Source organism: Acinetobacter sp. Leaf130, assembly GCF_001423205.1.
GTDB classification, from domain to species: domain Bacteria; phylum Pseudomonadota; class Gammaproteobacteria; order Pseudomonadales; family Moraxellaceae; genus Acinetobacter; species Acinetobacter calcoaceticus.
This window is the reverse complement of the sequence record NZ_LMOE01000001.1, coordinates 1,808,964-1,829,614: the sequence shown is the minus strand read 5'-3', so window position 1 is coordinate 1,829,614 and position 20,651 is coordinate 1,808,964. Positions and strand designations below refer to the sequence as shown.

The 20,651-nt window shown below is 38.4% G+C and carries 21 protein-coding genes and 2 pseudogenes; 15 read left to right on the top strand and 8 right to left on the bottom strand.

What is annotated here, in order from left to right; translation table 11 throughout:
* Positions 1–174 precede the first annotated feature (174 nt).
* Positions 175–1,662 (bottom strand): glycine betaine/L-proline transporter ProP, encoded by a 1,488-nt coding sequence (gene proP / locus ASF86_RS08200; protein ID WP_056481080.1) that lies wholly within the window; start codon positions 1,660–1,662, stop codon positions 175–177.
* A gap of 448 nt (positions 1,663–2,110) precedes the next feature.
* Positions 2,111–2,247 (bottom strand): annotated as a pseudogene (locus tag ASF86_RS20195) (ADP-ribose pyrophosphatase); the annotation flags it as partial.
* Positions 2,248–2,893: 646 nt separating this feature from the next.
* Here ASF86_RS20195 and ASF86_RS08195 point away from each other — a divergent pair.
* Positions 2,894–3,448, top strand: a complete 555-nt coding sequence (locus ASF86_RS08195; RefSeq protein WP_056481078.1) for a TetR/AcrR family transcriptional regulator — start codon at positions 2,894–2,896, stop codon at positions 3,446–3,448.
* A 91-nt stretch (positions 3,449–3,539) separates the two neighbouring features.
* Here the strand turns inward: ASF86_RS08195 and ASF86_RS08190 are convergent, their stop codons facing one another.
* Together ASF86_RS08190 and ASF86_RS08185 are read right to left on the bottom strand one after the other, a co-directional pair.
* Complete coding sequence (locus tag ASF86_RS08190; RefSeq protein ID WP_056481076.1) at positions 3,540–3,947, bottom strand: tautomerase family protein; 408 nt, start codon at positions 3,945–3,947, stop codon at positions 3,540–3,542.
* Complete coding sequence (locus ASF86_RS08185; RefSeq protein WP_004643395.1) at positions 3,938–4,255, bottom strand: carboxymuconolactone decarboxylase family protein; 318 nt, start codon at positions 4,253–4,255, stop codon at positions 3,938–3,940. The genes ASF86_RS08190 and ASF86_RS08185 overlap by 10 nt, the downstream gene beginning before the upstream one ends.
* A gap of 93 nt (positions 4,256–4,348) precedes the next feature.
* On the opposite strand from ASF86_RS08185, the gene ASF86_RS08180 reads away from it, so the two are divergent.
* From ASF86_RS08180 to ASF86_RS08160, 5 genes are all read left to right on the top strand, one after another.
* Positions 4,349–5,233 carry a LysR substrate-binding domain-containing protein gene (locus tag ASF86_RS08180; RefSeq protein WP_056481075.1) on the top strand — a complete coding sequence of 295 codons (885 nt, stop codon included), beginning with the start codon at positions 4,349–4,351 and terminating at the stop codon, positions 5,231–5,233.
* A gap of 277 nt (positions 5,234–5,510) precedes the next feature.
* On the top strand, positions 5,511–6,119 hold the full coding sequence (locus ASF86_RS08175) for a paraquat-inducible protein A (RefSeq protein WP_056481073.1): 609 nt from the start codon (positions 5,511–5,513) through the stop codon (positions 6,117–6,119).
* Positions 6,116–6,922 carry a paraquat-inducible protein A gene (locus ASF86_RS08170; protein WP_056481071.1) on the top strand — a complete coding sequence of 269 codons (807 nt, stop codon included), beginning with the start codon at positions 6,116–6,118 and terminating at the stop codon, positions 6,920–6,922. Before ASF86_RS08175 ends, ASF86_RS08170 begins: the two co-directional genes overlap by 4 nt.
* Positions 6,923–6,929: 7 nt before the next feature.
* The gene (locus ASF86_RS08165) at positions 6,930–8,597 is read left to right on the top strand and encodes an intermembrane transport protein PqiB (RefSeq protein ID WP_081407660.1); all 1,668 of its coding nucleotides are present in this window, start codon (positions 6,930–6,932) and stop codon (positions 8,595–8,597) included.
* The gene (locus ASF86_RS08160; protein WP_056481067.1) at positions 8,587–9,294 is read left to right on the top strand and encodes a membrane integrity-associated transporter subunit PqiC; all 708 of its coding nucleotides are present in this window, start codon (positions 8,587–8,589) and stop codon (positions 9,292–9,294) included. Before ASF86_RS08165 ends, ASF86_RS08160 begins: the two co-directional genes overlap by 11 nt.
* A 96-nt stretch (positions 9,295–9,390) precedes the next feature.
* Here ASF86_RS08160 and ASF86_RS08155 read toward each other — a convergent pair whose 3' ends face one another.
* The 3 genes from ASF86_RS08155 to ASF86_RS08145 are packed head-to-tail and all read right to left on the bottom strand — an operon-like array spanning position 9,391 to position 11,142.
* Positions 9,391–9,885 carry a GNAT family N-acetyltransferase gene (locus ASF86_RS08155; protein WP_056481065.1) on the bottom strand — a complete coding sequence of 165 codons (495 nt, stop codon included), beginning with the start codon at positions 9,883–9,885 and terminating at the stop codon, positions 9,391–9,393.
* A gap of 10 nt (positions 9,886–9,895) precedes the next feature.
* Positions 9,896–10,456: a shikimate kinase gene (locus tag ASF86_RS08150; RefSeq protein ID WP_056481062.1), complete on the bottom strand. Its 561-nt coding sequence runs from the start codon at positions 10,454–10,456 to the stop codon at positions 9,896–9,898.
* 32 nt (positions 10,457–10,488) lie between these two features.
* The gene (locus ASF86_RS08145; RefSeq protein ID WP_056481060.1) at positions 10,489–11,142 is read right to left on the bottom strand and encodes an NUDIX hydrolase; all 654 of its coding nucleotides are present in this window, start codon (positions 11,140–11,142) and stop codon (positions 10,489–10,491) included.
* 143 nt (positions 11,143–11,285) lie between these two features.
* Between ASF86_RS08145 and ASF86_RS08140 the strand changes: the two are divergent.
* The 8 genes and pseudogenes from ASF86_RS08140 (at position 11,286) to ASF86_RS08105 (ending at position 18,570) form a co-directional block, all read left to right on the top strand.
* Positions 11,286–12,028 (top strand): annotated as a pseudogene (locus ASF86_RS08140) (aspartate/glutamate racemase family protein).
* A gap of 136 nt (positions 12,029–12,164) precedes the next feature.
* On the top strand, positions 12,165–13,151 hold the full coding sequence (locus ASF86_RS08135) for a quinone oxidoreductase family protein (RefSeq protein WP_056481056.1): 987 nt from the start codon (positions 12,165–12,167) through the stop codon (positions 13,149–13,151).
* A gap of 11 nt (positions 13,152–13,162) precedes the next feature.
* Entirely contained in the window at positions 13,163–14,011 is an 849-nt protein-coding gene (locus ASF86_RS08130) for a TauD/TfdA dioxygenase family protein (protein ID WP_056481054.1), read from the top strand.
* Positions 14,012–14,071: 60 nt separating this feature from the next.
* Positions 14,072–15,124, top strand: coding sequence for a 3-keto-5-aminohexanoate cleavage protein (locus ASF86_RS08125; protein ID WP_056481052.1), 1,053 nt, complete (start codon positions 14,072–14,074; stop codon positions 15,122–15,124).
* A gap of 117 nt (positions 15,125–15,241) precedes the next feature.
* Positions 15,242–16,591, top strand: a complete 1,350-nt coding sequence (locus tag ASF86_RS08120; RefSeq protein WP_056481051.1) for an MFS transporter — start codon at positions 15,242–15,244, stop codon at positions 16,589–16,591.
* Entirely contained in the window at positions 16,588–17,244 is a 657-nt protein-coding gene (locus ASF86_RS08115) for a DsbA family oxidoreductase (protein WP_056481049.1), read from the top strand. Before ASF86_RS08120 ends, ASF86_RS08115 begins: the two co-directional genes overlap by 4 nt.
* A 14-nt stretch (positions 17,245–17,258) precedes the next feature.
* Positions 17,259–17,567 (top strand): Rieske (2Fe-2S) protein, encoded by a 309-nt coding sequence (locus tag ASF86_RS08110; protein WP_081407659.1) that lies wholly within the window; start codon positions 17,259–17,261, stop codon positions 17,565–17,567.
* The gene (locus ASF86_RS08105; RefSeq protein ID WP_056481045.1) at positions 17,560–18,570 is read left to right on the top strand and encodes a YeiH family protein; all 1,011 of its coding nucleotides are present in this window, start codon (positions 17,560–17,562) and stop codon (positions 18,568–18,570) included. Before ASF86_RS08110 ends, ASF86_RS08105 begins: the two co-directional genes overlap by 8 nt.
* 92 nt (positions 18,571–18,662) lie before the next feature.
* On the opposite strand, the gene ASF86_RS08100 is transcribed toward ASF86_RS08105, so the two are convergent.
* The gene (locus tag ASF86_RS08100) at positions 18,663–19,673 is read right to left on the bottom strand and encodes an AraC family transcriptional regulator (RefSeq protein WP_056481043.1); all 1,011 of its coding nucleotides are present in this window, start codon (positions 19,671–19,673) and stop codon (positions 18,663–18,665) included.
* A gap of 291 nt (positions 19,674–19,964) precedes the next feature.
* On the opposite strand from ASF86_RS08100, the gene ASF86_RS08095 reads away from it, so the two are divergent.
* A complete protein-coding gene (locus ASF86_RS08095) occupies positions 19,965–20,570 on the top strand; it encodes an RBBP9/YdeN family alpha/beta hydrolase (protein WP_081407581.1) in 606 nt (201 codons plus the stop codon).
* Positions 20,571–20,651: the final 81 nt, after the last annotated feature.

Here is a 20,651-nt window from a genome sequence, read left to right as displayed (position 1 = left end):
AATGAATAAAAAATATAGCTAAATATATCCTTTAAAACAAAATTTTTCTAAATGTTTAGCAAAACTATCATTCAGCTTAATTAATGATTAGTTAAAGTATCTAATTAAATGAAAAACAAATTAAAAAAATAGCGACACTAAAGTCGCTACTTTTATGAAAGAACTTTGCTTCAATCAGGCTATATCAGGGTGTTTATCTGCAAGCTTTTGACGTTTTTGCTGAAGCTCTTCAATTCTCTGATCAATATTTTCAATTTTTTGCTCAATAGTTTCATGAAATTCTTCAAGTAACTCCTGCGCTTCCTCTATGTTATTGGCAATAGGCACGCCACCAATTAAAGGCTTATTGGCTGTTTCCTTCAAATATATTGCAGTAGCAATACCCACCACACCACAAATCATCAAGTAATAGGCCGGAACCATCAGATTATGGGTAGTTTCAACTAGAGTTGCGGTAATAGTTGGGGTTAAACCAGCAATAACGACTGAGAAATTAAAGGCAATACCTAAAGCGCTATAACGGATTTCAGTTGGAAATAGGGCGGGTAAAGTTGATGCCATCACTCCGATAGACATATTGAGGGATAAAGCAAGAATAAGTAAGCCTATAAAAATTTGATAACTTACCCCAGAGTTAAGTAATACAAAAGCAGGATATGCCAAGAAAACAAGGGAAAAGCTTCCAATAAAAATAAATGGGCGGCGTCCAAACTTATCACTCAAATAACCAATCACGGGTTGTACAAATAACATCCCAACCATAACGGCAATGATAATAAGTGCACCATGTGCTTCTGAATAGCCTAAGTTATGCGAAAAATAGCTTGGTAAATAAGTTAGCAACATGTAGTAAGTGACGTTAGTGCTGATTACTAGACCAATGCACACCAATAAACTACGCTTATGTTTAACAAAAATTTCTTTGAAACTAAATTTTTGAGGTTTGCTTTTTAGTGCTTGTTGCTCTGCATGCTGTTGATACACAGGGGTTTCTTCAAGGCGGTTTCGTAAATATAAACCGATTATGCCCAGTGGTAGAGCAAGAAAGAAGGGAATACGCCAACCCCACTCGGCAAAGCTTGCTTCACCCACGGCGTGTGTGATCAAAGCGACGGTTGCAGCACCAAGTACAAAGCCCGCTATCGATCCAAAATCAAGCCAGCTTCCCATAAAACCACGTTTTCGGTCTGGAGAATATTCAGCGACAAAAATCGCAGCACCTGAGTATTCACCACCAATGGAGAAGCCTTGTACAATTTTTACAATGAGTAAAAGAATAGGTGCCCATAAACCGATTGTTTCATAAGATGGAATAAGGCCAATACCAAAGGTACTGATGGACATAATAATGATAGTAATGGCAAGAACTTTTTGACGCCCGTATTTATCACCTAAATGTCCAAAGTAAACACCACCTAATGGGCGAAAAATAAAAGGAACTGAAAATGTAGCAAGTGCGGCAATCATTTGCACGCTTGGTGAAGCATTTGGGAAAAATACTTTACCGAGAACGTATGCCACATAACCATAAACACCGAAATCAAACCACTCAATTGCATTACCTAATGCAGCCGCAGTAATCGCTTTTTTGGTTTTTTCGTTCTCGATGATATTGATATCATCAATCTCAATAGGTTTTACTTGTTTTTCAGATGTGCGCATATTTAGCCTAAGAATTGAATCTCAGTATTTAAAGTGAACATATACGGTTTTAAATACTGAATTAAAAAATTGCAGAATAAAGAGGCAGAATAACGATGAGTTATTCAAGAAAAGGAAATTAAGAGGTGTCCTCTTAATGATCAATAAGATAGCAAAATATTTTTAATTGTTTGTTTATGTTAAGGTTTTAAATTGTGAAGAAATTGTATGGATAAAGTTACATAACTTCACTTAGTGGTAAAACTGAATTATAGGGTAAAATTTTTATAGAAAAATTGATAAAAGACATGATATTAGCGTAAAAGTTAAGCGCTATTTTTTTGAATTTAAGAGAGTAAATTTTTTACTTTTCATATACAAAATCTCAACTTGCCTTTAATTTGCACCATAATTTCAATGTTGGAGCAACACTCCAAACATAATGAAGTGGGTTTATATTAGGTTTTGATTAATCGAACTTCTTTGCTTCTGGGATTAACTCTAAATAATCAAAAAATTGTTGTATCTGTTCTTTAGTTTTCCGCGCTGTAGAAATAGGAATAATTCATCTTTACCAAGGTAACTGACCTAGGGCGTTTCAATACTTATGTAACGATTGATAAGTATTTTATAAACCTAATTTAACAATAAGTGATTCATTATTTATCCTTACTTTTTAATGATCTATTTTAAAACAAATGTCATTTTGCATGCTTGACTGTAATAGGGTAGAGCACTATCCTTTGCCTGCTGACCTACATTGTCAGCCGGCTTTGACAGGCTGATTTAGACTGCATCAGAATTATTCCTTCTGAGGAATAGTTTTGTGTGTAAGCTCCTCGTCTCCTCCCGTTGCGGTAGGACGGGAGAGGGACACCCTCGGGTGTGCTGGCGTCTAACCAGTCTGTCAACCTTCTCTCGTTCTGCCACCATAATTATTTGACAGTAATCAGGTAGAACTTCTTTAGACATGAGGAGTCCTCTATGCATACTAATTTTTCTTATTCTTTGGCCTTTGCCAAGCTCTCTCTATCCATACCGCTCAACTGGTCTTTAAAACGGTTTAAACATTTATAGGTTTAGCTTTTAGATCGTTACGATTAAAAAATCATATCAACAATAAAGCTTGAGATAGGTTAGCGCATCCTTTTTGTGCAGCTTTCGTATGCCTGTTTTTAGCACTCATTTTAAGAGTGAAGGCCTTTCTATCTCTTTTATATACAACAAAAAATTATCTTTGAGCAGAATATTTATGCCAAATTTAGAAAAATCATTTAGAGCATTAAGAGTGCTCCACGCGGCAAGAGATCTATTTAATCAACATGGTTTTCATAATGTAGGTGTCGACCGAATTATTGCTGAAGCCAGAATTTCAAAATCCACTTTTTATAATGATTTTCACTCTAAAGAAAAGCTCATCGAGATGAGCCTAACTTTTCAAAAAGATGCATTAAAAGACGAGGTATTTTCAATTATCCATTCATATCGTGAACTCATGTTGTTCGATAAGCTCAAGAAAATTTTCTATTTACATGCAGATTTAGAGGGCTTTTACCATTTGCCATTTAAAGCCATTTTTGAAATTGAAAAGCTTTATCCAACCGCCTATAAGGTCGTAATTGACTATCGAAATTGGCTAATTCAAGAAATTTATAAACTACTTTTAACGTTAAAAGTTACGGCTTCAATTGAAGATGCGCACCTGTTTTTATTTGTGATTGATGGCGCTATGGTTCAGCTTTTAGGGGAAAATCAGGTAGATGACCGAGATAGATTATTAAATTATTTTTTAACTATGGTTAATTAAGAATCGGCGAATGAAAAGCTCCTTGTTTAAGGAGCTTTTTTAGATCTGAATTTATATATTTTATTAAAATATGCATTCGGCTTGTATTTATTTATGGTGAATTCAAGCTTTTCAAATAAAGATCAGCGCGCTGTGCATGACCAAAGCACCAATCTTCTGCGCTATTTTGCACAATCACAAACATGACATCTTGTTCTGGGACATCAAAATTCTGTTTAAGCTGGGTTGTAACATGCAGCATTAAATCTGATTTTTGTTGCGCCGTTCGGGGCTTGCCTGAGGTGATATAAAGCAAGATGAACTTTTCAGTACGTGCAGTTTTAACCCAATAATCAGGGTCAACAAAAACCTGTCCTTGCGGTATTTGTTCAAAAATATGAAAACAATCATTTTTAGGCGTATCGAAATAGTTTTCCATACAAGATTGCACAACTTTAGATATTTGCGCTTTTTCTAAATCGGTATATGGATAGCTGGTTGTAAAACGAATCATGGGCATGACCATATCTCCTCTGGCATATGTTCAAGTGCTGAAATAGCGGTGGGCAGTCCTGCATAGAAAGCCAGATGGGTAGTAACCTCAATAATTTGTTCCTTAGAGATTCCTTGGCTTAGGGCATTTTTGATATGCCATTCAAGCTGTGAATAGCGACCCTGCAAAATGAGCGCCGAGATTGTAATGAAACAGCGTGTTTGCGTATCAAGGATTGGTCTTTGCCAGATATCTGCAAACAAATAATCCTTGCCGAGCTCATAAAGTTTGGGAGCGACAGTTTCTAAATTGTTGATATCAATTTTTCTAAACATCTTAAAACTCTGCGTTGGGGGATGTTGTAGTGACTATGGCAGTTTGTTATATTTTAAAAAATCAAAACTTTTTGAATCTATAGTTCAGTTTTTATGAATGATTATGCGAAAGTATCCACTAACCTTGATTTAGATGCCTTACGGGCATTTGTAAAAGGTATAGAGCTAGGCAGTTTTTATTTGGCTGCTCAAAACTTATGTCGGTCTCCGGCTGCGATTAGTGCCCAATTAAAAAAATTAGAGCAGCAGACTGGGTGCCAATTATTAAGAAAAAACGGAAGATTGTTAGAGTTGACGCCGAGCGGTGAATTATTATTTAGTCATGCAAAAAATGTGTTGGCAATGAATGATAGGGTACTTTTACAACTTCATCAGACTCAAGCGACAGGGGTTATTCGCTTTGGGTTACAAGAAGATTTTGCTGAAGGTACGCTCCAACAATTAATTGCTCAGTTCATGTTGCAATATCCTAAAGTGCAGTTTCAAATTCAGGTCGATCGAAATCTTAATTTATTAGAAAAAGTACAAAAACAAGAGCTGGATTTGGCACTCATCTGGCAACAAGATGAAGCCCGTGAAAATTTTTATGAATTGCAGAATGTAGAAACAGAGTGGTTATTTTGTTCTCATCCACACATCCAGCAGATTATTGAAACTGGATCTTCGATTCCATTGGTTGTATTACAGCAGCCTTGTATTCTAAGACAAATCGCAATTCAGGCGCTTGAAGAGAAGGGCTTGGAGTGGCACATCGCCTATGAGTGCAATTCTGTTCAAGCTTTGTGGCCTGCGGTACGTGCAGGCATTGGAATCAGTTTAAGGTCATTATTTCAGATACCTTCAGATATCAAGATTTTAAAAAGTGCTGAATTACCTCAACTTAGATCTTTATCGTTTGGGCTTTATTCCAGTTCAAAATTAGAATCGGGTTATATTGTTCAGCAATTTCAAACATATATTGAACAGCATCTTCAATAATTTTTCTGTCTAAAAAGTTGAATTTAATTAGATAGTCTTTGGTTTAATTTATATTTTCATTTAACTTAGTAGCAAAAAGGGTCCCTATAAATTATTTTGGGTAGCAGTAAAATAATCAAAATTTTCATTTTTCTTCTATCTTTCTTAACTTGAATGTTGATATACCAATGATATAAGTTAAATTTTTGGAATAATATTTGCGTGTTAGGAGTCATTGTTTTAGGTAAAACAAGCTCGTTGAAGAATGTAATCAAACTATAAATTTCAGAGTATCACTATGAAGCTTAAAGAATTAGCAGGTTGTGAGGAGTGCGATACAGTCTATCGTAGAGCTCCGCTTGCTTATGGAAAAAGGGCTTATTGTGTTTGCTGTGGTGCAGAACTCTATCGGCACACCAAAACTTTTTCAACATTGTTAGCTTTGATTTTAACTGCCTTAATTGTATTTATTATTGCCAATAGCTTTCCCATCGTAAAAATTGAATTACAAGGAAATACTTCCGAGACTACTTTACTCGGTGCTGTATGGGTGATGTTTCACTTTGATCGGGCATTCGTTGGTGTACTTATCTTAATTACCACTTTTATTGTGCCGCTTTCCTATCTTTTATTACTTAGCTATGTGCTCGGTACAGTGAGTATATTGAAAAAGAGGCCAACGTTTTTGGTGATGGCCTTACGCACACTTTTCTTTATGAGAGTGTGGGGAATGGTTGAGGTGTTCTTAATCGGAATTTTGGTCACGCTTGTAAAGTTAGTTGGAATGGTTTTGGTGATTCCAGAAATTGCTTTATGGGCATTTGCGATCTTAAGTGTATTGTTGGTCTATATTACTTCCATAAAGGTAAGTGATATATGGAACGAAATTGATAGGTCACTGCCATGAAAACAATAAAAAATGTGACCCAAGCAAAAAGCTCGCAATACGGATCGGTACTTAAGCAATATCCACGGGCTAAAGATCTCTCATTAATTGTTTGTCATTGCTGTGGTGTCGTAAATTCTGCTCAAAATGAAAAAAGACGACGAGATAAAAGCCAAGTTTTACGTTGTATTCGGTGTAATAGCGTACTGCATTCACGTAAACCAGCGAGTTTAAATCGAACCTTTGCTTTGGTAGTGGCTGCAACAATTCTCTATATTCCAGCCAATGTACTTCCAATGACGGTGACTGACTCACTTTTGGGCAGTCAGCAAGATACGATCATGAGTGGGGTAATTTACTTCTGGCAAAGTGGAGACTATCTGGTTTCAGTCGTTATTTTCATGGCCAGTATTTTTATTCCCATGTTGAAGCTGCTGATTTTGTATTTTTTATTATTTGCTGTATATCTACAGAAATCGGCAGGTTGGAAATTTTTACCCGAGCAATGCGTTAAGTTATATCGAATTGTCGAGTTTATTGGGCGCTGGTCAATGATTGATGTTTTTGTGGTGGCACTTTTAACAGCCCTCATTCAGATTCAATCGCTTGCTACGATTTTAGCTGGGCCAGGTTCGATTGCTTTTGGTGCTGTTGTAGTGTTAACCATGTTCGCATCACTTAGTTTTGACCCACGTATTATTTGGGATAATTTTTATGCATCTCAAAATACAAACAAACCGTCTTCTGTTGCTTCTGAAAAAACAACGATTATTCAGGCAGAACATCCGCCGTTGAATAATGATTCTATTAATCCCAGTCAATAAAAGAACAATGAGTATGTCTGAAAATGAAATAACCACTGGTAACTCAGATCGTCGTGATACAGATGTTGAACTGGATAGCATGAATGATTTACCAGAGCCCCAAGAAAAGAAAAGTCGGTGGAAGCCTTTATTAATTTGGCTTATTCCATTGATCGCGCTTTTAATCGCGCTTTCGTTAGCTGTAAAAGCGCTACTGTCTCATGGCCCTACAATTGATGTGTCTTTTAGAACGGCTGAAGGGTTAGTCGCTGGTAAAACAACAGTCCGTTATAAGCAGGTGGATATTGGTGTAGTACGGCAGATTGATCTTTCAGATGACCGTTCACACATTATTGCCAGAATTGATTTGCGAAAAGGTGCGAGTAACTTTGCAGCAAAAGATTCACGATTTTGGGTCGTGCGACCACGTATTGGGACGGGTGGAGTTTCTGGAATAGATACCTTATTGTCAGGTTCATATATTGAAGTGGATGGTGGAAAATCAGAAGAGGATAAGTTTGAATTTACTGGTTTAGAAGTACCACCGGTCATATCTTCAGATGTTCCTGGAAAAGTATTTTTCTTAAATGCAGATGATCTTGGTTCGTTAGATATAGGTTCTCCAATTTATTATCGTCGAATTAATGTAGGGCAAATTACAGCCTATAAATTGTCTGATGACGGTAAAAATGTTGAACTACAAACGTTTATCCGCGCGCCGTATGACAAGTTTGTAACCACCGATGCACGTTTTTGGCAGGCGAGTGGGATTGATGTGACCTTAAATGCTTCAGGCTTTAATTTAGATACTCAATCGCTGGCAAGTATTGTCGCAGGGGGGATTGCTTTTGGTTACCCTGAAAGTTCACATGCCACGATGGCAGCGAATCAGAGTCGTTTTAATCTTTGGGATTCAAAAGGTGAAGCATTAAAAGAACCTGATGGTCAACCACGCGGTGTGATTATGTACTTTGATCATTCATTACGTGGGCTTACGGTCGGTGCACCAATTGATTTCATGGGTATTGAAATTGGTAATGTTAAATCAATAAATGCCGAGTTTTATGACCACTATAAACAGATTCGTATGCGTGTTGAGGCAGTCATCTATCCTTCACGAGTTGAAAATGGTCAGGCACTTAACCCGAACAGTGAAATTTTTAAAGATTTTATTGAACATGGATGGCGTGCTCAAATGCGAACAGGCAACCTTCTTACTGGACAAAACTATATTGCTCTAGACAAGTTCCCTAAAGCGAAACCAGCCACATTACAGATTCTAGGCGATAACCGTGTGGTGATTCCAACTACACCAACAGAACTGAGTGGCTTACAAGCACAAGTTTCTCAGATTGCAGACAAATTAACGAAATTCCCGTTAGTTGAAATTGGCCAAGATGTGCGTAAAACGCTTAACAATATGGACACAGCGATTGAGTCTACCGACAAGCTGGTTAAGCAGTTAGATGGCAAAGTTGCACCTGGTTTACAAGCAACTTTAGACGATGTTCGTAAAACTGTAAGGTCATCTGAGTCTATTTTGTCGAGCGATGCGCCGTTGCAACAAGACGTACGTAAAGCATTACAGCAAATGACACGAGCTGCTGCCTCTTTACAGTTAATGTCAGACTATATTGAACAACACCCTGAATCAATTATTCGTGGTAAGACACCAGAGGCCGATGATGAAAAATAAAAACAATCGATCTTTTCAACATTCTAAAGCAGCCAAATGGCTGCTTGGGAGTGGCTTGTTTTTAACGGCAGTTGCTATGACAGCATGTTCGAGTTCGCCAACGCCAAACTACTATACGCTTACACCTAAAGTCACTCCGGTCACCAGCTCAACTGTGCAGGTGATTGAAGTGTTGCCAGTCGGGATTCCAGACCGATTAGACCGTGCGCCTTTAGTGCTCCAAGACAGTAGTGGTAAGTCTACGGTGCTAAACAATGAGCGGTGGACATCGACCATGGGTACGCAATTACGCGATACCTTGTCTGCGGGTTTACAACAAAAGCTAGGGGCAATTGACAGTTATAGCAGTGGGCTTGCTGGAAACAATCAACCGTTATATCGAGTTTCTACAGACTTTTCTCATTTTGATATTGTAGATCACAGCAATATTAATATTGCTGTGTCTTGGGTGGTGAAGCGTCAAATACCGCCTACTCAATTAGAGTCAGCTAATGCAAAAGTAATCACTAATAGAGGAGCTCAGCTCAACTGTAGAATTGCTTTTAAACAGCCGATTGATCAAAAAGCTAAAAAAATGGAAGCCATTGTAAGTGCGTCAAGTGAGGCGATGACCCAAATTATTAATACGGTTTCTTCTTCAATTGTGGCGCTAGATTCAAACAAAAAATCGGTGCTTAGCAATGGGGTTTGTTCGTAGTTAACGACTTATCTTTATTATTTTTTGTTCTATGTTTAATTTAAAGCTCCTTATGGTTAAGGAGCTTTTTTGTATTCCTATTTTTATCTAAAAAGTTTAAAGTTCTTTTTTAAAAAAGATAACATCCATATTTAAGTAGTTAGACGAATTCATTTTTATAAAACCTAATTTATTTAATAGGTTGTGGGCAGGCAGATTGTTTTCTTCTGAGAAAGCAATAACGTGCTTAAAGTTTCGATTTTTCATGTCTTCTAGTAGCTTAAGTGAAGCTTCAACAATATAGCCTTTATTTCGTTCACTTTTAATAAGTCTAAAACCTAGTTCAGCTTCCGTTTGACCATTAAGGTCACATGTTTCAAAACCACAATAACCAATAATTTTATGAGTTTGTTTTGAGATGATAGCCATTTTGCCAAAATTGTACTTTTTATAATGTTCTAAAATTTCTAAAAATCGACGAGTTGCAGCTTCAGTAGACAAGGCACCGTAAGGCGAAAAGGCCATAAAATCTTTGTTTTGAAACATCTCGATCATGATAGGTAAGTCTTTATCAAGGAATGGTTTTAAAATTAAGCGATCTGTCTCTAACATAGTGTTCTTATTAAATGGTTTGAAAAGTATTTTTATCTATAAAGATTTTTTTGTATAGCTCAAATGCTATCTTTGAAGGTTCTTCATTTGTTAAAAACCTTTGGCATTTTAAGTTTATATATAAAGGAAATCTGTTTCTAATTTTCTTTTCTTCACTCCATGAAGAGCAATTTAAATATTCTCTTTGTAGTTGTCTTCTTACAATTTCCTTCACGCAAATTTCAAGCTCGAAAGAAGGTAAAAGTAAAAAGGTCAAAGAACTTTCTTCAATCTGAGTCTTTATCTCCTCATAACTATCCATAAGTTCATTAGGGTAAGTCATAAATCCTGATGAACATACAATTATGTTTATAAGATCAGGGTTTATAGTTGTTATTAGACTTCTATATAACTCAATGTTTTTAATAGCATATTCTTTATAACTATATTTGGTTATAAATTGAGAAATATCTCCTATTTTAAGCATAAAGTGCTCATCTAAATCATAATAAATAGCACCGAAATCTATAGCAAATTGTTTAGCAAGACTTGTTTTTCCAGCTCCACCCGGACCTATGAAATGTATAAGCAAGAGGCAACTTCCTTTATTAATTCAGCCTTATTTCACCAATAAATATAGTTTATGTTTTCACCAGAAATCTGTCTCATAGCCGCGATGAGCAATCTTTCAATTATCTTATCAAGAGCTAGATAATTTGGAGGAAAACTCTCTAACGTAATAACATCGGTACTTATTTCCCATAAGTTTTCTTTAACTCTCATACTTTTTTTTATTTGAATAGAATTTATTTTTTGTTGAAGTAAATCAATACAATCATTTATTGGAGCTTCTACAAATCCTACTATCTCATTATCTTTCGGCTTGAGCTCGGATAAATCAATATTTAAAGGCAATAAAAAGATATGTTGAAATTCATTTGCAATGTAATTTTCTGCTATATGGCAAGCCGTTTGTCGAATTCCAATAGAAATTAATTGATTAAATCTCACATCAATTCCTAATTCTTCTTGGCATTCTCTTATGCCATCTTCAATGGTTTCACCTGCCTCATAGTGGCCGCCTACAGAGATATCAAGAACACTTTTTCTATCAAAGGTATAGTTATTAGAGTTTTTTAGCTGAAAATAAACAGAGTGAGTTGATGGGTTGTATACAAGGCAAGTAAAAACCCTATGCCATAGTCCCAATTGATGCGCTAATTTTTTATTAACAACACCCATGTATTCGTAATTATCATTAAATATATCAATATCCATGTTATTTCTTAATCGACTATAAAGTTTAAGAACATATTTTATGTGGTTTATAAGATAGAAATTAAAAGAAAGCAATTTTATTCTAGCTGCGCTTTACTCATAAGAGATATAGATAAGTTTTGAATAAATAGAAGGATTAAATAATGAAAACAATCGGCTTATTAGGCGGCATGAGTTGGGAATCCACAGCGCTTTATTATCAACAAATTAATAAAATGGTTCACGGTAAATTAGGAAAATTGCATTCTGCTAAAGTAATTATTAATAGTGTAGATTTTGAAGAAATCGCAGCCTTGCAAGCGAAAGGTTTGTGGCAAGAAGCTGGTGCATATTTAGCCGAGCAAGCACTAAATTTAGAAAAAGCAGGGGCAGATTGTATTTTGGTGTGTACGAACACCATGCATAAAATTGCACCGCAGATTGAAGATGCTATTACGGTCCCTTTTATACACATTGCCGATGCGACAGCAAAAGAAATTGTGAGTCAAAACATTGGTAAAGTTGCGCTGTTGGGGACAGCTTTTACAATGGAGCAAGATTTTTATAAAGCTCGATTGCAGGATTATGGAATTGATGTAGTTATTCCAAATGAAGCCGACAGAAAGACAGTTCATAGCATCATTTATGAAGAACTTTGTTTAGGTGTGATCAACCCAGATTCACAGCAAAAGTATATTGCTATTGTAGAGGCGCTCATAGCTGAAGGTGCAGAAGGAATTATCTTGGGTTGTACCGAAATTTGTATGTTGATTGGTGAGCTTAAATTCTCGGTGCCTTTATTTGATACGACTGCCATTCATGCAAAAGAGGCGGTGAGTTTTAGCTTAAACGAAAATAAAATTCTAAAAGCGCCAATCTACGCATGACTGCTGGGAATATTCTTTAGCAATATTTCAAATATCCTTTGTCATTAATCGTTAAGCCTGTGTCGTCAAATGTAAAGTGGCACATATCCTACTTATTGTAGTTTTAGTTATTGCTGTTATAGGCACTTAATAAAAAACCAAAATATGGGATAGGACATGACGTTGACGAAAGCTATACGTTTCTATGGAACAGGAACACCTGAAGTAATGCGCTATGAAGATGTAGAAGTAGGAAACCCAAAAGCTGGAGAAGTACGCCTACGTCATGTGGCAGTCGGTTTAAATTATGCCGATACATATTTCCGTAATGGGACGTATAAAATTCCAATGCCTAATGGCATGGGCGTCGAAGCATCTGGTGTTATCGAAGCATTAGGTGAAGGAGTAACTCAGCTCAAAGTAGGTGATCGAGTTACTTATACAGGTTTTTTAAATACGTTAGGTGCATATAGCACCCACCGTCTAATTCCAGCAGATGCTTTAATTAAATTACCTGAAGAAATTTCTTGTGAAACTGCGGCAGCCATGACCATGAGAGGGTTGACCGCTGCTTATTTAATGCGCCGTATTTATGACTTTAAAGCTGGCGACTCGATTTTATTACATGCAGCTGCAGGTGGAGTTGGGTTGATTGTTTCTCAGTGGGCTAAATTACTTGGCTTGACTGTTATCGGTACAACGTCTTCAGAAGAAAAAGCTGCTGTAGCAAGAGCTCATGGTTGTGATCATGTCATTAACTACAGTCATGAAAATGTTGCTGAGCGTGTACGCGAGTTAACAGGTGGCGTTGGTGTAAATGTCGTTTTCGATAGTGTCGGTCAAGCTACTTTCATGAGCTCATTAGACTCCCTAAAACGCCGTGGTTTGCTGGTCTGCGTAGGTACGGCTTCGGGTCCAATCCCTGCTTTTGATCCGGTATTACTTGCCGTGAAAGGTTCGCTATTTGTGACACGTCCGGCTTTAGCCGATTACATTGCAGATCCTGCCGAGAAAAAAGAACTGGCAAATGAATTATTTGATCATGTTCGACATGGACGAATCAAAATTGAAATTAATCAGCGCTATGAGCTAAAGGATGCCGTGCAAGCTCATCGTGATTTAGAAGCTCGAAAAACAATAGGTTCATCAATTTTTGTAATTTGAAAGGATTCCTTATGCAAATTGAACAACTAACTTGCAATATTGGCGCGGAGCTTAGTGGGGTAAAACTCGCTGATGCAATTTATGACGATGGTTTATTTGCTGAAATTCGCACTCAACTGCTTAACCATCGAGTTTTGTTTTTAAGAGATCAACATTTAACACGTCAGGATCATGTCGCATTTGCAGAAAGATTTGGGCAGTTAGAAGATCATCCAGCGGTTGGGAGTGATCCTGATCATCCGGGTTTAGTGCAGATTTACAAACATCCGGAAAGCCCAGTCAATCGTTATGAAAATGCTTGGCATAGCGATGCAAGCTGGCGCAAGGCCCCACCTATGGGATGTGTGCTGCATTGTGTTGAATGTCCGCCTGTAGGTGGCGATACGATGTGGACCAATATGGTCATGGCCTATGAGTCTTTACCTGATGATATCAAGAATAAGATTGCAGACTTACGCGCTTATCATAGTATTGAGGCCAGTTTTGGTGCTGCGATGCCACTCGAAAAACGCTTGGACTTAAAAGCAAAGTTTCCCGATGCCGAGCACCCAGTGGTGCGTACTCATCCTGAAACGGGCGAGAAAATTTTATACGTCAACGCATTTACCACCCATTTCAGCAATTATCACACCAAAGAGCGGGTCAGATTCGGACAAGATGCCAATCCTGGCTCAGCCGAACTTTTACGTTACTTAATTTCTCAAGCCTATATTCCAGAGTTTCAAGTGCGCTGGCGTTGGAAGCCTAACAGTATTGCAATTTGGGATAACCGCAGTACACAACACTATGCCGTGATGGACTATCCGCCGTGTCATCGAAAAATGGAACGGGCAGGCATTATTGGTGACGCAACCTATTAAGGCTATAGGCTAAATCATTTTATCTATTTGAAAATTCTAAAAATATATAAGGAGATGCATATGCAATTCTTTGACGATTCTTTGCACCCAGAAAATATGGAAAAAGTAGTCATTACCGTTGCGCCGTATGGTCCAGAGTGGATGCCTGAAGACTTTCCAGAAGATATTCCTGTGACCATGGATGAGCAAATACAAAAAGCGGTCGAATGCTATGAAGCGGGTGCTACGGTGTTGCATTTACATGTCCGTGAGCTTGATGGTAAAGGTTCTAAACGCCTGTCAAAGTTTAATGAACTCATCGCAGGTGTACGTGAAGCTGTACCTGACATGATTATTCAGGTGGGTGGTTCGATTTCATTTGCACCAGAGAGTGAAGGTGAGGCGGCATTATGGCTAAGTGATGACACCCGACATATGTTGGCTGAACTCACCCCAAAGCCCGATCAGGTCACGGTGGCAATTAACACCACACAAATGAATATTATGGAATTGCTCTATCCTGAATATTTGGAAGGGACATCATTGGCACATCCGGCGACTCAGGCAGCATATGCGGAGATGACCGTGCCAGCTGGTCCGGCATGGGTGGCCGAACATATTAAACGCTTATGTAAAAATAATATTCAACCGCACTTTCAATTAACAGGAATGCACGGACTTGAAACTCTAGAACGTATGGTGCGTAAAGGGTTGTATATGGGGCCGTTAAACTTAACTTGGATTGGAATTGGTGGTGGTTTTGATGGTCCAAACCCATTTAATTTCTTTAATTTTATTCATCGCGTACCTGATGGATGTACTTTGACATCCGAATCTCTGCTTAAAAATGTATTGCCTTTTAACACCATGTCGATGGCAATGGGGTTACATGCTCGTGTGGGTAACGAAGATACGATTATTGATCATCACGGACGCCGTTTTTCCTCTGTAGAGCAAATTAAGCAAACCGTTCGGATTGCCCATGAATTAGGTCGTGAAATTGCATCAGGAAAAGAAGCTCGTGAAATTTATCGTATTGGGGTGCAATACAACAGTATTGAAGAAACCCTAATCGCAAATGGTATGGCACCCAATCGTCAAGCTGGGCAAAAAGGCGTTCCTCACCGTAACTAATGTAACAAGGTCTAATGGAATTTAGACCTCAATTGTAGTGCAGCTTATTTGCTTTGATTTTAAAGAAACAATGCTGCACTAGCTAAATAGAAATTATAAAAAATACAAGGAGGTCGTATGAATGCACATCAGTATTCAGATCAGATGAGCGATGTTGATACGTCAGTCAGTATACCTCGTCGTTATGCATGGCTTGTTTTTGCTTTGACTTTTGGCTTGCTCATTTCCGATTACATGTCACGGCAGGTATTAAACGCTGTCTTTCCATTGCTTAAAACGGAATGGTTACTCAGTGACAGTCAGCTTGGTTTGCTCAGTGGCATTGTTGCGTTAATGGTGGGTTTATTAACTCTGCCATTATCTTTACTGGCAGATCGTTTTGGACGAGTTAAAAGCTTGGCCAGTATGGCGGTGTTATGGAGTTTGGCGACTTTAGGATGTGCACTGGCTGAAAACTATGAGCAAATGTTTATTGCTCGTTTTATGGTGGGTGTGGGAGAGGCAGCTTATGGCAGTGTTGGTATTGCTGTGGTTGTTGCTGTTTTCCCAAGAGAAATGCGTGCAACACTAGCCAGTGCTTTTATGGCTGGCGCTGTATTCGGTTCATTTTTGGGTATGGCCTTAGGTGGTGTTCTCGCTCAGCACTTTGGCTGGCGTTGGGCTTTTGGAGGCATTGCTTTATTTGGCCTCATTTTGGCTTTTCTATATCCAGTTTTAGTCAAAGAAAAAAGAATAAACGCATCACCTCAAAATAAGAGTGGTAGTAAAACACAGCACATTGAAAGTCCTTTAAAAACGTTATATTCAAGTCATTCAGTTATTGCCACTTACATTGGTAGTGGATTGCAATTGTTTGTTGGTGGCACAGTGATTGTCTGGTTGCCGAGTTATCTCAATCGCTATTACGGAATGAGTACTGACACAGCAGGCGTGATGGCAGCAGTTATCGTACTGTGTAGTGCGGTAGGTACAATTTTATGCGGTATGTTATGTGATTACTTGGGCCGTAATTGTCCTGATCGGAAGGTCAGTTTAGCCATTACATATTGCTTGGTCGGTTGTGTGCTTTTATCAATTGCATTTGCTGTGCCTGCGGGACGCAGTCAATTACTTTTAATTTGCCTCGGAATGTTCATTGCCTTCGGAACTAATGGTCCATCAAGTGCCATGGTGGCCAATCTCACTCATAACTCAGTACATGGCACTGCATTTGCAACGCTCACCTTGGCTAATAATTTTCTTGGCTTAGCACTTGGTCCTTTGGTGGTCGGCAAAGTATCTGATGTAATTGGTTTACACAGTGCATTTCAACTGATGCCATTGGTCAGTATTGCAGCCGCTGCCGTATTTTTTTATGCCAAACGTCATTATCACAAAGATATTGCACGCTTTGAGCAGCAAGGAATAACTGAACTGAAAACCCATTCAGATAACCAAATACAAAAATGCGGGATGAATAACAAATGATGATTCGGCAATTACACATTGATGTATTTTTTGACTTTATTTGTCCTTGGTGTTTGATCGGAAAACGTCAGTTACTGATCGCTATAAATAGATTTTATCAGCTTCACCCTAGCGTCAAAGTTGTTGTGCATTGGCAAGGTGTTCAGCTCATACCGGACTTGGCAGCTGAAGGCGTACCTTTTCAAACGTTTTATTTGAAAAGATTAGGTAGCTTGACAGCAGTTCGCATGAGACAGGAACAAGTCAATAAAGCCGCAAATAAGGTTGGCCTCAAAATCGATTTTGAACAAATTAAGCGCATGCCAAACACGGCTAAAGCTCATCGTTTATTTGATAAAGCTTTAAAAATCGGTACTCCTGAGCAGTGCAATATGCTGTTAGAACAGCTCTTTGCTGCATATTTTTATGATGGCATAGACATCGGAAATACCACCACTTTATACAAAATCGCGAAACGTTGTGGCTTCTCACCTGAGCTAATCAAAAATTTACTTATTCAAGATCATCAAGATTTTATCTCTGCAAGTACAGGAGGTAATGGTGTGCCTTACTTTATTTTTGATCGGGCTGCTGCCTTAGTGGGAGCGCAATCAGCAGATGCACTTTATCAAGTGATGCATGAGGCACTTGTTGTTCAGGGAGAATTAATGTGACTACTCGATTTGAAGTGCCTTTTGAGAAAATACCGAATTCAGGTGAGCGGGCTTTTTTAAAAATTGGAGATAAAACTCTCGCACTATTTAACGTTGCGGCTCAATTTTATGCAATCGATGACAGCTGTCCTCATCAGGGAGCATCACTATTTAGTGGACGTTTAGAAGGACGAGTAATTCAGTGCTGTGCCCATGGTCTACGCTTTGATTTAACAAATGGCTGTTTAGTTAATTCTTCTCAGCTCAAAGTTGCAACCTATCCCATAGAAATTGTTAAGGAAAAAGTATTTATTGTGATGGGTTCTGGGGAAAATCATGGCTAGTTTAGTTTTGAAAAATTTTACCCAGCGCACACGAGAATTAGCACCGGGTTTTGTGGTCAGTTCGGTCGTTGCTGCGGCTGCCTGTTTTTTATCTGAGCACTATGGTGCCCCAGTCATGTTATTTGCCTTACTGCTAGGTATGAGCCTGAATTTTTTAGCAGCCGAAAGTAAATGTAAGGCAGGTATTGAATTCACCGCACGTACTGTGCTTCGAGTGGGTATTGCCTTACTAGGCATGCGTATTACTTTAGGACAAATCACTGCACTAGGGTGGCAGCCTGTAGCCTTAGTCGTTACTTTGGTTATTGTAACAATCGCTGTCTCTGTCATTGCAGCTAAAATTTTAGGTTTCCAAAGACTATTTGGTATGTTGACCGGTGGATCAACCGCAATTTGTGGTGCTTCAGCTGCGCTAGCATTGTCAGCTGCCTTTCCGAATCATCCCCAAAAAGAAAAAGCGACCTTGTTTACAGTCATTGGGGTCTCTGCACTTTCAACATTAGCAATGATTGTCTATCCAATGATTGCGAAGTGGTTAGAGTTATCGCCACAAGCTGCTGGTGTCTTTCTCGGAGCTACCATTCATGATGTAGCGCAAGTGGTGGGAGCAGGTTATAGCATGTCTACCGAAACAGGTGATACTGCGACTGTAGTTAAGCTTATGCGTGTAGCAATGCTGCTTCCAGTGATTGTTTGTGCGGCAATGATTACCCGCATGCAAGGTGCAGATACAATGGGGGAGCGTCCACCATTACTACCTTGGTTTGCAGTTGGCTTTTTAATACTCGCTTGTATTAACAGTACAGGATGGGTGCCAGTGATGGTTCAAAATGGAGTAAATGATTTATCACGCTGGTTTTTAGTCATCGCAATTAGTGCTTTGGGTATGAAAACTCAGTTAAAAGAATTGGCATCTGTCGGGATTAAACCAATTCTTCTCATGGTCGGTGAAAGCATATTTTTAGTGGTATTGGTTCTTGGCCTTATGCGCTTGTGGTTTTAATTTTAAAAATTAGATTTTTAAGGAAGTTATGGAGTAGTTCTCCAGCTTCCTTACATTTTAAATGAGTTCAATTAGCTTCAAATAAAGAGAAATTAATTGAGCAGAGCTTTATTGTGACTACGCCACATATTCGGTGACATCCCAAATTGACTAATGAACCAACGAGTAAAAGAACTCGGCATTGAGTAACCTAAAATATCAGACACTTGAGCGAGTGAATAATTTAGATTTTTTAAATAGCGAAATACGAGGTCTTTACGTACTTCATTGATTAAATCACTAAAACTCGTCTGTGCTTCTTCTAAGCGACGCTGTAAGGTCCGGACATGAATACCATGTGTTTGAGCGACTTGATCAATCGTAGCGCGGCCCATTGGTAAAAGAAGATAAATACTTTTACGAATATCAAAAATCATGGTCGATTCATTACTATTCTGTAAAATATCTAAATAACGCTGTGCATGGTTGGCCATAGCCAGATTTGCTTGAGGATTAGTTGTATCAAGTTCGGCTGCCGTACAAACAATGCCATTAAAGTCACTGCCAAATTCTAAGGCACAGCCAAAAATCCGCCGATGCAGGGTTAAATCGCTTGGTGGATTATGGGTGAAGTGAACACTTAATGGTCGCCATTTTTGCATCAGTAACGCTGCACAAAAACGATGGGTAATTCCTAAAGCAAGTTCAGTGGCTTGGCGACTATATCCGCAAGTTGTGGTCACAACTTCTTCTCGAATAACCACCGTATCATCAACTTCCTCAATATAAATCTCAAGTGAGTTATTGAGTAAATTCCTATAACGAACAATCGTTTGTAAGGCATCTCGTAAAGTGTGCTGATAATTTAACAAAAGGCTAATTTCACCAAAATCTGCAATTTCGCGTTGCTCTGCCATATGTAAACCGAAAACATCGCAACTACTCATTTGGGCTGAGTCTTCAAGCAAGGTAATGGCTTTATCTACAGGAATGCGTTGTTTAAGATCATTTAATTGAGTTTGACTAAGCCCAACACGTGATAATAAATGGTAGGGGTTTAGATCTAATTGTTGAGCAACTGCCAAATAATTTTTTAAAGAGGCCGTATGCGCAAGAGGTACCATTTTATTATCTCCTTGTTCTTAATCAGCCATATTCCTTACAGCCTATATCTAGTTATAACTAAAATATTCACATTACAAAAGCTTTTATTTAAGAGCCTCATCGTGATGTCGAGTCAATTTTAAACCTGTTCTTTTAATTCACTTGTAATTACAAAAAATATTTTAATGAATTTACTAAATTTTAAAAAGATGTGTCGTCAAATGAAAAGTCCGTGACGCCTTATGTACACCATCGAATGAAATGAGCCTTTATTGTGAATGGAGTTTTATAAAAATTTTTATGCATCCTAGATGGCAAAGTTCACAGGCGTCAAAATGGAAAAAATACAAACCAGAGCAACAATTTTAATTATTCCGGGGTTACGCGACCACGTTCCCGAGCATTGGCAAACGATTTTAGAAACAAGACTAGCGAAGGTTCGCTCTGTACCACCTGTACAAACCAATAAACTCAATTGTGAAAATAGAGTTGCTGCCATACAAGCACAACTCGAAAAAATAAACGGGCCTGTCATTTTGGTTGCGCACAGCGCGGGTGTGTTGATGACTATACACTGGGCTGCCAAACATCAACGACCAATTCAAGGTGCTCTACTTGTTGCTCCACCTGACTTAAACGAAAGTTGGCCTGAAAATTATCCGAGCCCCACTGTACTTCATCAAGAAGCATGGAGCCCTTTACCTCAGCAAAAGTTACCTTTCCCCAGCATTTTGGTTGCCAGCACCAATGACCATTTAGCTCGCTATGAAGCTGTAAGTGAAATGGCTGAAAAATGGGGTAGCCAACTCGTAAATTTAGGTGCGGTGGGACATTTAAACCCTGCATCAGGCTTTGGTTATTGGCCTTTAGCTGAGCAATTTATTCAACAGTTAGATCAGGTGGAACAACCCGCCTAGTACGAAAAAACATCTGCTTATATAAACCATTTAAAAGCCAATGGATGGCTTTGAGTAATAAGCAATAAATAAGAAAAATCA